The 11,565-nt window shown below is 50.2% G+C and carries 9 protein-coding genes; 7 read left to right on the top strand and 2 right to left on the bottom strand.

Annotated elements, in window-relative coordinates:
• The first annotated feature begins 82 nt into the window (after positions 1-82).
• The 4 genes from B5E77_RS15080 (at position 83) to B5E77_RS15095 (ending at position 5,074) form a co-directional block, all read left to right on the top strand.
• Entirely contained in the window at positions 83-1,807 is a 1,725-nt protein-coding gene (locus tag B5E77_RS15080) for an ABC transporter ATP-binding protein (protein ID WP_442911342.1), read from the top strand.
• Positions 1,807-3,669 (top strand): ABC transporter ATP-binding protein, encoded by a 1,863-nt coding sequence (locus B5E77_RS15085; RefSeq protein ID WP_087166180.1) that lies wholly within the window; start codon positions 1,807-1,809, stop codon positions 3,667-3,669. Before B5E77_RS15080 ends, B5E77_RS15085 begins: the two co-directional genes overlap by 1 nt.
• Before the next feature lie 43 nt (positions 3,670-3,712).
• Positions 3,713-4,153 (top strand): MarR family winged helix-turn-helix transcriptional regulator, encoded by a 441-nt coding sequence (locus B5E77_RS15090; protein WP_087166181.1) that lies wholly within the window; start codon positions 3,713-3,715, stop codon positions 4,151-4,153.
• Positions 4,154-4,264: 111 nt separating this feature from the next.
• Positions 4,265-5,074 carry a sorbitol-6-phosphate dehydrogenase subunit gene (locus B5E77_RS15095; protein ID WP_087166182.1) on the top strand — a complete coding sequence of 270 codons (810 nt, stop codon included), beginning with the start codon at positions 4,265-4,267 and terminating at the stop codon, positions 5,072-5,074.
• Between the two features lie 22 nt (positions 5,075-5,096).
• Here the strand turns inward: B5E77_RS15095 and B5E77_RS15100 are convergent, their stop codons facing one another.
• Both B5E77_RS15100 and B5E77_RS15105 read right to left on the bottom strand, forming a co-directional pair.
• Positions 5,097-5,873 carry a DeoR/GlpR family DNA-binding transcription regulator gene (locus B5E77_RS15100; protein ID WP_087166183.1) on the bottom strand — a complete coding sequence of 259 codons (777 nt, stop codon included), beginning with the start codon at positions 5,871-5,873 and terminating at the stop codon, positions 5,097-5,099.
• A gap of 255 nt (positions 5,874-6,128) precedes the next feature.
• Entirely contained in the window at positions 6,129-8,486 is a 2,358-nt protein-coding gene (locus tag B5E77_RS15105) for a hypothetical protein (protein ID WP_087166184.1), read from the bottom strand.
• Positions 8,487-8,752: 266 nt separating this feature from the next.
• Here B5E77_RS15105 and B5E77_RS15110 point away from each other — a divergent pair, with 266 nt between their 5' ends.
• Genes B5E77_RS15110 through B5E77_RS15120 form a run of 3 tightly spaced genes read left to right on the top strand, consistent with a single transcriptional unit; the run spans position 8,753 to position 11,411 of the window.
• A complete protein-coding gene (locus tag B5E77_RS15110) occupies positions 8,753-9,673 on the top strand; it encodes a phosphoglycerate dehydrogenase (RefSeq protein ID WP_087166185.1) in 921 nt (306 codons plus the stop codon).
• A gap of 44 nt (positions 9,674-9,717) precedes the next feature.
• Complete coding sequence (locus tag B5E77_RS15115; RefSeq protein ID WP_087166186.1) at positions 9,718-10,695, top strand: NAD(P)-dependent oxidoreductase; 978 nt, start codon at positions 9,718-9,720, stop codon at positions 10,693-10,695.
• Between the two features lie 56 nt (positions 10,696-10,751).
• Entirely contained in the window at positions 10,752-11,411 is a 660-nt protein-coding gene (locus B5E77_RS15120) for a bifunctional 4-hydroxy-2-oxoglutarate aldolase/2-dehydro-3-deoxy-phosphogluconate aldolase (protein ID WP_087166187.1), read from the top strand.
• Positions 11,412-11,565 lie beyond the last annotated feature (154 nt).

Below are 11,565 nucleotides of genomic sequence, written 5' to 3' on the forward strand. Positions count from 1 at the left end.
ATTCTTTTTTCAGGGAGGATTGACAAATCAAATTATTGATAATACAATTATTGCACATACAACAATTGGAGGTACATATATGCTGGTGCGTCTGTTTTCTTATATGGGGAAATATACGAAATATGCGGCCCTTGCCATGCTCTGCATTACAGTGGAATCTGTGTTTGAGCTTCTGGTTCCGCTGCTCATGGCGGATCTGGTAGATGTGGGCGTGGTTTCCGGCGATACGGGCTACATATACACCAAGGGAGCGCAGATGGTGGTCTGTGCTGTGCTTGCGCTGATTCTCGGCGCCGGAAGCGCCAGGTTTGCGGCTCTTGCAGGGCAGGGGCTTGGAGCCGAGCTCCGCCGGGCCGAATATGAGAGGCTGCAGCACTATTCGTTTTCCAATATCGATCATTTCCGCTCTTCTTCCCTGGTGACCCGGCTTACCAGTGATGTGACGAATATTCAAAATGCGGTTTCCATGGGGATGCGTCCCTTTTGCCGTGGGCCTGTGATGCTGGTGGCCGCCACGGCTGTGGCTTTTTCCATAAACCATACATTGGCGGTTGTCTTTTTTGTGGCGCTTCCTGTTCTGGCGGCAGCTCTCTTTGTAATCACCATGAAGGTGAGGCCTTTGTATTCCAAAATGCAGGGAGCTATCGACACGGTGAACCGCATTATTCAGGAAAATCTCACAGCGATCCGCGTGGTCAAGGCCTGTGTCCGGGAGGATTATGAGATTGCCAAGTTTGAGGAAGGCAACCGGAACCTGCGGACTCAGTCGGAGACTGCCTTCCGGCTGGCAGCTCTCAACATGCCGGCCATGCAGTTCGTCATGTACGGTACGATTCTGGGAATCCTGCTTTTTGGAGGTGAGCTGATTCAGACGGGGAATATGCAGGTAGGAGAGCTGACGGGATTTTTAAGCTATGTGCTTCAGATCCTGAATTCTCTGATGATGATTTCCAATGTGTTTCTGATGCTGACCCGGTCGGTGGCCTCGGGCGTCCGCATTATGGAGGTGATCGATGAGAAAATTGACATCACGGACGAACAGGCCAGGGATATCGAGGTGGAGCGGGGTGATATTTCCTTTGAGCATGTCTGGTTTAAATATAAGAAGGAAGCAAAGGAGTATGTGCTTTCTGATATCAACCTGCGGATTCAGGCAGGACAGACGGTGGGAATTATCGGGCAGACAGGAGCCGCCAAGTCTACGCTGGTGCAGCTGATTCCCCGGCTGTATGAGGCGGAAGAGGGTGCGGTAAAGGTAGATGACATTCCGGTTCAGGAGTATCCGATGGAGCATCTGCGTGATGCCATTGCCATGGTGCTCCAGAAGAACACGCTGTTTTCGGGCAGCCTGCTCTCCAATCTGAAATGGGGAAGAGAGGATGCCTCGATGGAAGAGGTAGAGGAGGTCTGCCGGATTGCCTGCGTGGATGAATTTCTGGAGCGGCTGCCTGCGGGCTATGAGACAGAGATGGGTCAGGGCGGCGTCAATGTGTCAGGCGGGCAGAAGCAGAGAATCTGCATCGCCAGAGCGCTTCTGAAAAAGCCGAAGGTCCTGATTCTGGACGACTCTACCAGCGCAGTGGATACGGCTACGGAGCGCAGAATCCGGGAGAGGATGGCAGAATATCTGCCTTTTATGACAAAGATTATCATTGCCCAGCGGATTTCCTCTGTGAAGGACGCGGATCAGATCGTGATTCTTGACGACGGAAAAATAAGTGATGCCGGAACCCATGAGGAGCTTCTGGCGCGCAGCGAAATCTACCGGCAGATTTATGATTCCCAGAAGGAAGGAGTGGAGCTGTAATGGCGCAGTATAAGTATACGGGATACAAAAGGCCGAAAAACACGAAAAAGACACTGCTTCATCTCCTGGGCTATCTGGGGCACCATAAATGGCTGTTTCTGCTGGTAGGGCTGCTTGTGTGCATCAGCACAGGAGCCAATCTGATGGGCACTTACCTTCTGAAGCCTGTGATCAACCGGTTTATCATGCCGGGAGATATGTCCGGGCTTGTCCGGGCTGTCGTTCGTATGGGGGGCATGTACCTCTGCGGCGCTTTGGCCACGCTGGGCTATAACCAGCTGATGATCAAATCGGCCCAGACGGTGGTGCAGGAGATTCGGCGGGATTTGTTTGTGCATGTTCAGAAGCTTCCGCTGAAATATTTCGACGCGCATACCCACGGCGAGCTGATGAGCCGCTTCACCAATGATGTGGATACAGTGCAGGAGGCTATGAACAACAGCTTTGCGATGATCATTCAGAATTTCCTGATGCTTTTTGGAACTGTGGTTATGATGATGGTCTTAAGTGTGCGGCTGTCCCTGATAGTGCTTGTCTTTCTGGCTGTGATGTTTGCCTTTATCCGGTTTAACGGAAGCAGGAGCCGGAAATATTTCCAGCGGCAGCAGGCAGAGCTGGGAAGGATCAATGGCTTTGTCGAGGAAATGATGGCAGGGCAGAAGGTGGAGAAGGTTTTTAACCATGAGAAAAAGGATTTTGAAAATTTCTGCGCGCTTAATGAAAGCTACCGGAAGGAGGCGACCAGCGCGCTGACCTACACTGGCATGCAGGTGCCGACGATCGTGAGCCTGTCTTATCTGAACTATGCGGTTTCCGCCTGCGTAGGCGGGCTTTACGCAATAGCCGGCCTTCTGGATATCGGAAGCCTGGCTTCCTACCTGGTCTATGTCCGCCAGAGCGCTATGCCCCTGAATCAGTTTACTCAGCAGGTAAACCTGCTGCTGACCGCGCTGGCCGGCGCAGAGCGAATCTTTGATCTGATGGAAGCGGAGCCGGAGAGCGACGAGGGTGATGTGACGCTCTGCAATGTACGGGAGGAAAAGGGAGCTCTTGTAGAGACGCCGGAGCGCACAGGGCATTTTGCCTGGAAGGTGCCGGAGAAGGGAACAGAGGCGCGGCTTGTATCCCTGAAAGGGGACGTCCGTTTTGAAAATGTGGTCTTTGGATATGTGCCGGAGAAAAGGATCCTGAACGGAATTTCTCTCTATGCGAAGCCTGGCCAGAAAATTGCGTTTGTGGGTTCCACAGGGGCCGGCAAAACCACGATTATCAATTTAATCAATCGGTTTTATGAAATACAGTCGGGCACAATCACCTATGACGGCATCGATATCCGCAGGATACGGAAGGCGGATTTGCGCCATTCGCTGGCGATGGTCATTCAGGAGACTCATCTTTTTACCGGAACCATCGCGGACAATATCCGCTATGGAAGGCTGGACGCTTCCGATGAAGAGGTAAGGGAGGCTGCCCGCATTGCCAACGCGGACTCCTTTATCCGCAGGCTGCCCGATGGGTATGATACCATGCTCCACAGCGATGGAAGCAATCTGTCCCAGGGCCAGCGCCAGCTGCTGGCCATAGCCAGGGCGGCCGTGGCACGGCCGCCGGTGCTGATTCTCGATGAGGCGACCAGCTCCATCGACACCCGAACAGAGCGGCTGATAGAAAAAGGGATGGATGCGATTATGGATGGCCGTACCGTGTTTGTGATTGCGCACCGCCTGTCTACAGTCCGCAATTCCAGAGCTATCATGGTGCTGGAGCATGGGGAGATCATTGAGAGAGGCGATCACGAGGCTCTGCTTGAGCAGAAGGGCCGTTATTATCAGCTGTATACAGGGCAGTTTGAGCTGGAGTGATCCGGAAACAACGGAAAGAGAGAAAGCAGGTTAAGATGAAAATATGAGAAAAGGTGAAATCAGAGAGATTCTGCACAGACTGGATATGGAACGGAAAAAGATCCTGGGGCCGAAGCTGCAGGAGTTGGGGCTGACCGTGGGAGAGGGGCAGGCCCGTACGCTCCGGTGTCTTTTGGAAAAAGGCCCCATGACCCAGAAGGAGCTGGCGGATCTGTGCATGCGTGACACCGCCACCATGTCGCGCAACCTGGATAAGCTCCAGAAGGCAGGCCTCCTGAAGCGTGAGACTAATCCGGGCTGCAGGCGCTCCTTTCTGATTTGTCTTACAGAAAAGGGGCAGGAGAAGGCAAAGCAGGTGCAGAAGATTTTCGGGGAGCTTGACGAGCAGATTTGGGGGGAGATTTCGGAACAGGATATGGCAGAGCTGTACGGGATTCTGAAGCGGGTGGAAGAGAATTTGTTATGTGGTATTATTAAAAGATAATGTTGCAATTACCAATAATTAAAGTTATAATCGGTCATATAGAATAATATAAGTACAAAAAAATGTTGTAATTTACACAAAAGTGTATGCAGCAGGAAAGGCGGAAGGAAAATGGAAAAGAAATGGATCGATTTAACCGGGAGAATTGTAATTGTGACGGGCGGTTCCATGGGGATCGGAGAAGCGATTGTGGAGGATTTGAAAAACTGCGGGGCCAAAACAGCGATTTTTGATATGGCAGAACCGAAGCCAGAGGCCCTGGATGACAATACAATGTTTATAAAGCTGGACATCCGAAATAAAAGTGAGGTAGAGGCCGCTGTAGCCCAGGTGGTGGAGCGGTTTGGAACGGTAGACGCGCTGGTGAATAACGCAGGTGTGACACGTCCGAGAATTCTGGTGGATTATTATAAGGAAAGGCCGGAATATGAGCTGAGCGAAGAGGATTTTGACTTTCTGGTAAGCATTAATGAAAAAGGAACCTTCCTCGTGTCTCAGGCAGTTACGCGTGTAATGCTGGAGAAGGGGAAGGGAGTCATCGTAAATATGTCCTCAGAGGCAGGATTGAGGGGATCGGTCGGACACAGCTGCTATGCGGCTACCAAGGCTGCGGTGCACAGCTTTACACAGTCCTGGGGAAAGGAGCTTGGAAAATTCGGCATCCGTGTACTCGGAATCGCACCGGGAATTCTGGACCGTACGCCTGCCAATAACGATGAAAAATACCGCGCGCAGGCATATGGACGCGGTATGGGAACGGACGTAAAGCCGGAACAGTTTTTTAAGAATTATAAGACATCCATTCCACTGGGGCGGCCGGGGCATCTGTCAGAGGTGGCAGATGTGATCTGCTATCTTATTTCAGATCACGCGTCCTATCTGACAGGAATTACGATCCCGGTCGGGGGCGGAAAGGATTGACAATCCGGGAAAAATAGATGCTTTATCTGTCTGCAAAGATGACCTGAGTCCTGGAGCTGATAGACTGATAGATCTCCTGGTCAAGTCCGGAATCCGTGATGAGATAGTCTATCTCTTCCCATTTGGCAAAGGGCAGAAGGGAAGAGTAGCCTGCTTTGCTGCTGTCTGAAAGCACGATGCTGGTCTGCGTGTTTTTCAGGGCGGCAGCCTTCACCTGGCTGTAATCCAGATCGTTGCTGGTGGGCCCGTCGTTGGAGCGGAAGCCGGAACAGCAAAGAAAGGCAAAATCGGTGCGCAGCAGATTCAGAAAATCAGCTGCGTAGGAGCCTGTAGCAGAGACGGTAAGCGGATCTACGGCCCCGGGACAGACGATGATCTTATTGGAACTGGATGCACAAATGCTTACGCAGGCAATGGAAGGCGTAATGATGGTATAGCCCGACATCTGTGAGAGGTAACGGGCCAGGTAGAGGATTGTGCTTCCGTTATCCAGAAAAATCGTGGCCTGCGGAGGAAGAAGGGACAGGGCTTTCCGGCAGATCTGCATCTTTTCCGCAGAATGCGGAGAGGGGCGTTCTGAAATTGCCTGGATATCATATTCATTTTTTTCGGAATTGGGAAGAGCGCCTCCGAACCATTTGCGGATGCTGCCCTTTTGGTGCAGAACAGTCAGATCGCGGCGGATCGTTTCCCGCGATACCTGGAAATAGTCTGCCAGCTCTGTCACCTTCATTGAACCATTGCGGGACAGCAGCTCCAGAATCTGAGTCTGTCTCTCGCCTGCACGTAATTTCTTCATGAATAATCGTCCTTTAGCTTTCTATTATATATAGGATAGTCAATTCTGCATAAAAAGTCAAACGGATTTTGTGTATTTCAATATAACAGACACAAAAATGAGTAAAAACAGAAAAACTTATTGCAGAGTTAGACAAAAATGTGTATAATCAAAAATGAAAAGTGGCAATTGCCACATATAGGAACACAAATTGTGTTGCGACCCTCTGTTGTCCGGAGAAAAGCTGAACCACTACACAGCTTTTCTCCGGCTTTTCTATTCGTTCAGATATTCCAGAAGCAGCAGAAAAATCACATAGATTTCCTGGCGGCTGATATTCAGAGAACCGAGCTCTCTTGGCTGAAGCAGCTTTTTCTCTACCAGCTCATATACCATACTGTACTGCTCCAGCAGCTTATCAGAAAAGCGGACGGCAAGGGGAAGCTTCTGAATGCTTCTTGATATCAGGAAGTTGCCGTGCAGCAGAAAATCGAGAACCAGGCGGGCGCTGGTAAACAGGCCCAGACGGCTGCAGATATCCTTGAGAATATCGAAGAGAAGCTTATTGGCCAGAATAGTATTGTTCAACTCAAAGAAGGAATCGAACTGAGAGCCCAAAATGGACAGAATGTAGTTGTCCGGGTACCTGGAGACGACCCGTTCGAGCTCTGCCTGTTCCTTCTTTCTTTCATTCAGGAGCTTGCGGAACATGGAGACAGCGTGGATATTCTGGCTGCGGCTGACCGTGTAAATACGATTCAGCAGGGACAGATTTACCGGGTTGAGAGACAGCGCGACCAGATTGACCGAAGCACTGATCTGCTGAGCCAGCGAGGTCAGAGGCTCCCTGTCGCACAAAATCAGAAACTCCTTGCTCATATCCAGCTGCCGGAAAAGATTGATTTGTCTTCTTGCGTATCTGTCAAAGCTTTCGGCATCCTCTTCTGTGTAATCCAGAGTGTAAAAGGAACGTGTTTCCGTAACATAATTCATGTAGTGAGCGTAATTGCGCGCCATTTGAGGCTGATGCAGCACCAGGACATATACAATGGTGCTCTTCTGCAGGCCGAGAAGCGCATAGTGAAGAAAGGCCTGAATGTAGGCCTTGTTTTCGGCAGAAAACTCTCTGGCATGCTGCAGCTCGATCCGGTCAATAATGGTGTCTGCGGGCTCCAGAGCAGGTAGGCTGCAGATAAAATCTGTCTTCAGGGGCGCGTTTTCAATATGAAAGGCTCCGCGCACCATGGCGTCCAGAATTTCGGTCAGCCGCCGTGAAAGGGCAGTGTCAAAACGCAGAGCTGTCTTGGCCAGAGCGGTTTTGATCAGATACTGGATACGGAAAAGTGAGGCCTGCTCCTCCGTAAAGGGCTGGGCATCCAGTGAGGTGTCCGTCTCCAGAACGTCACGCCGGGCAATGTCCTGCAGAAAGTGACGCGGTTTTAAGGCCATCAGCGAGGATACCTGGCTGTTGGTCAGATAATCCAGAACGCTGCAGGGGGTCTGCGGATAAAAATCCACGAATGCAGGGATAGACTGCTCTACAATCAGTGCGGCCTCCCGGGTCTGGAGATCCTTTTTGTGCCTGGGACGCACAATATTTTCGGAAAAGGATTCCAGGGATAGATGTACGGGACTGCTCCCGGACAGATAGATGCAGTGGGAAAGAGCGTAATTGATTTCGTTTTTCAGTTCATAAATATTGTAAGAATAGTTGGTGCTGAGCAGGCTGACGATCACATCGCTCCCCATGTGGATCTGTATATTGTTGAAATCAGCGGCTTCCTGGACAAAGGTAAGAATCAGCTTAATCTTTTCCAGAGGAGTACGCTCGTCCAGGCTGGGAAAGCGGACGATGCATGGCGTCAGTGAGGAAAATTCCTGCAGATTGGAAATTTCCCTGTCAAACAGAAAAAACAATGCCGGAGGCCTGCAGCCGGCATTTTTATACAGGCTTGCAATGTCATTCTTCAGAGAATAAATGGTATCCGGCAGCAGCTCATCATGGACCTCAATCAGGATCATGGCCGTCTGCTGGGGATCGAGCTGCTCCAGAAAACGAAGCAGGTTCAGCTGGATTTCGTGATAGGCACAGGTGAAGCTGCGGCTTCCCGGAGGAAAAATATTTTTGTCCTGAGAATAACGGAAGAGCTGTTCGCAGAAGTGTTTCTTTCCGCAGCCCTTTTCTCCTGTCACAATGAAGAGCAGGGGCTCCCTGGGCGGACACAGGAGAACGGGAAGCAGCTTGTCTACAGTTTCCTTCAACGCTTCTCTGGGCAGATTGCCAATGATATCAAAGTCCTTGGCAGAGGCTTTGTACTCGTCCGTACTGCCCGGGTGCAGATGCTCTTTTAAAGCTGACAGAGAGGGAACGATCTGGGGTATCTTGGCATAGGGGAACTCTTCGGAAAGGACATCGCGGGAAATGAAAATGGTGGGCCGTCCGTTTATTTTAATAAGAAGAAGCTCGTTAAACAGCTGGTTCAGAATTCTTGAGACATTACTCCGATCCATTTTCAGATCAAGAGCCAGGTTCAGGGCGTTGCACTGCTCAAACGAAAGGCTCCCGTCAAGGACAGAGGCCCTTGTATAGTCAATAATTTTTTCCAGTATTGTACTTTTGCGATAGTTTTCCATAAAATCCTCCGGAAATTTAGTGCCATATTGTGGCAAATATGAGAATGATCAGAATAAGCGTGTAAAAATTGAGGGGGGGGGTAAAAACACTTGCTGCTTAAATTATAAAAAAATAGGGCGAAAAGGTCAATAAATATACGGGAAAAACAGAAAAAGAATGTAATAGAGTGTTACACACTATGTAAAAATGGGCTTTTTGACGTAAAAAAGCATTTGTGATATAGTCATTGTGGTAAAAATGACGGAAAAGGAGGGGAGGTTAGAAAATGAAGTTGTTAATTACATCCAATTCATTTGGAAGCGCTGATCCAGGCGTTTTCGAGGAACTGGAGGAAGCGGGCTTCGAAATTCAGAGAAATCCTTATGGAAGGATTATGAATGAGGATGAGCTGATGGAGCTTCTTTCTGATAAGGATGCCGTAATTCTTGGAACAGAGAATCTGACAGACCGGGTGATTGACGCCTGTAAGAAGTTAAAGGTGGTTTCCCGGTACGGAGTAGGCTGCGATCATGTAGATATAGAATCTCTGAAAAGGCACGGCATAGCTCTTGAGATAGCCAGAAATGCAAACAGTGAAGCGGTGGCTGATCACGCAGTGGCTATGATGCTGAGCCTGGCGCACAATCTCCCGGCGGCAGACGCAGATTTCCGAAGAGGAGTGTGGAAGAAGAGAAAGGGAGTGGATCTCTTTCACAGCAAGGTCGGAATCATCGGCCTGGGAGCTATCGGCCGGGGCGTTGCGAGAAGAGTTTCCGGATTTCAGTGTGAAATTTATGCTTTTGATCAATATTATGATGAGAATTTTATGGAAGAGTTCCATGTAAGAAAGGCAGATATTCCTTCCATACTGCAGAGCTGTGATTTTATCAGCCTGCATCTTCCGGCGGTGGAAGCCTTCCGCGGCCTGATAGGCCGGGAAACGCTGGGAATGATGAAGGATACCGCGATTCTGGTGAATACAGCCAGAGCGGAGCTGGTAGATAAGGAAGCGGTTCTGGAGGCACTCAAAGAACACAGGCTTGGCGGATACGGGGCGGATGTGTTCTGGGATGAGCCCTCGACGGACGCTGAGCTGTCTGAATGTGAGAATACGGTGCTGACGCCCCATATGGCAGCGGTCACGGACGGAGCGGTCCGCGAAATGTCGAGAATATCAGCGGAAAATGTATTAAAGCATTTTAGATAATGCGGGCGGCGGACAGAGATCCTTTTATAAAATGAGGTAGAGAGATGAACAAGCTGGCAATTATCAATATTACAAGCTTTGGAAGAGAATTCCCAGAGAATCTTGAGGAGCTTGAGGCTCGCGTGGAGGTGGAGAAAATGCTCCTTCCTGAGGAGACGACGCAGGAGGAGCTGGCAGAGAGGCTGCGCGGTTTCCGGTATGTGTTTCTCGGGAATCATCCCTATTTTGGGGAAACCTTCTTTTCATTGAACCAGGATGTGAAGCTGATTGCCCGCCATGGCATCGGATATAACAACGTAGATGTCAAAAGCGCTGCCCTCCATGGAGTCTATGCGACCACGATTCCCCACGAGGTAGAAAACGACGCGGTGGCTGAGCAGGCGGCAGCCCTGCTCTTTGCGGCGGCCAAGAATATCATTACGGCGGACGGAAAGGCCAGAAGCGGAAACTGGAACACAGACCGCCAGGAGCTGGTAGGGTACCAGATTCGGGATGCGGTGACGGGGATTATCGGTCTGGGAAGCATCGGAGGCCGTTTTGCACAGATTATGAAATATGGCTTCAACAACCGTGTAATCGTGTATGACCCATATCTGGAGGACAGGAAGATTCGAAATATGGGCTATGAGCCGGTATCTCTGGAAGAGCTTCTCAGCCAGGCAGATTTTGTGTCTGTCCACTGCAGCCTGAACGCCTCTACCGAAAAGCTGATAGACGCCGGGAGGCTGAAGCTGATGAAACGGGACGCAATTCTCGTCAATACAGCCAGGGGCGCCATTGTGGATGAAATGGCGGTTTATGAGGCGGTGAAGAACAGAGAGATCTTCGCCTACGCCGCAGATGCGGCTGCGGTAGAGCCGATACCGGCAGATCATCCCCTGTGCGGAATTCCACATGTAATTATCACTCCGCACAGTGCAATCTACAACCGGACCTGTATGTATCAGATGAACCGCAAGGTTATGGAAGACCTGTATCTGATGGAAGCAGGGAAGGAGCCAAAAGGCATTGTCACAGAGTGAGCAGCAAGAGAGTGAAGTGTAAAAACAGGTCACAGACAAAAAAGGAGCGAAAGAGTATGAGCAGATCAGACACAATTCAGAAGATTGAGAAAAATAAGATTATTGTTATCACAAGAGGCATCTACGGGGAAGAGCTGCTGAGACTAAGCGAGGCCCTGTATGAAGGGGGAATCCGGGCGTTCGAGATTACTTACGATCCCGCAGATCCGAATACGCTGGATACCATCAAAAAAAATGTGGAAGCTCTGGATGCGAAATTTCAGGGAAAGCTGCTTCTGGGCGTAGGAACCGTGCTGAACCGGGAGCAGGTAAGAAACGCGAAGGAGGCCGGCGCAAAATTTATTGTATCTCCAAACTTCTCCAGAGCGGTGGTAGAGGAGACGCTGGAGCAGGAGCTGGTGTCCATGCCGGGCGCGATGACACCGACAGAAATCTGCGAGGCAGATGAGGCAGGGGCTGATTTTATCAAGCTGTTTCCGGCAGGAACCCTGGGACTCAAGTACTGCAAGGACATCTATGCGCCGCTTCACCATGTAAAATACATCGCGACAGTAGGTGTGACGGAGGAGACCTTCCGTCAGTACCTGGAGATTGGATTTGCAGGAGCGGGTATCAGCAGCATGCTGGTGGACAAGAAGCTGCGCGCGGAAGGAAATTATGCGGAGCTGACTGAGCGGGCAAGAAGATTTACCGCGATCGCAGAAGCTTTTTCATAATTAAAAATCCGCCAGGCGAAAGAACGCCTGGCAGAAATAAAAGAAAGGTAGTGTCAAATGAGTTATGAAAAAATGAAGTCTAAGAAATAGGCTCAGATTGAACCTTGAAAATTGCAGATATGATGTTTGATGGCAGCTTACGCCACCCTTGACA

The sequence above is a fragment of the Lachnoclostridium sp. An131 genome (assembly GCF_002160825.1).
GTDB lineage: Bacteria > Bacillota > Clostridia > Lachnospirales > Lachnospiraceae > Laedolimicola.

Excerpts from the sequence above, each read along its gene's own strand:
- B5E77_RS15085 (WP_087166180.1), top strand. The coding sequence starts at position 1,807 with ATGGCGCAGTATAAGTATACGGGATACAAAAGGCCGAAAAACACGAAA.
- B5E77_RS15090 (WP_087166181.1), top strand. The coding sequence starts at position 3,713 with ATGAGAAAAGGTGAAATCAGAGAGATTCTGCACAGACTGGATATGGAA.
- B5E77_RS15095 (WP_087166182.1), top strand. The coding sequence starts at position 4,265 with ATGGAAAAGAAATGGATCGATTTAACCGGGAGAATTGTAATTGTGACG.
- B5E77_RS15100 (WP_087166183.1), bottom strand. The coding sequence starts at position 5,873 with ATGAAGAAATTACGTGCAGGCGAGAGACAGACTCAGATTCTGGAGCTG.
- B5E77_RS15105 (WP_087166184.1), bottom strand. The coding sequence starts at position 8,486 with ATGGAAAACTATCGCAAAAGTACAATACTGGAAAAAATTATTGACTAT.
- B5E77_RS15110 (WP_087166185.1), top strand. The coding sequence starts at position 8,753 with ATGAAGTTGTTAATTACATCCAATTCATTTGGAAGCGCTGATCCAGGC.
- B5E77_RS15115 (WP_087166186.1), top strand. The coding sequence starts at position 9,718 with ATGAACAAGCTGGCAATTATCAATATTACAAGCTTTGGAAGAGAATTC.
- B5E77_RS15120 (WP_087166187.1), top strand. The coding sequence starts at position 10,752 with ATGAGCAGATCAGACACAATTCAGAAGATTGAGAAAAATAAGATTATT.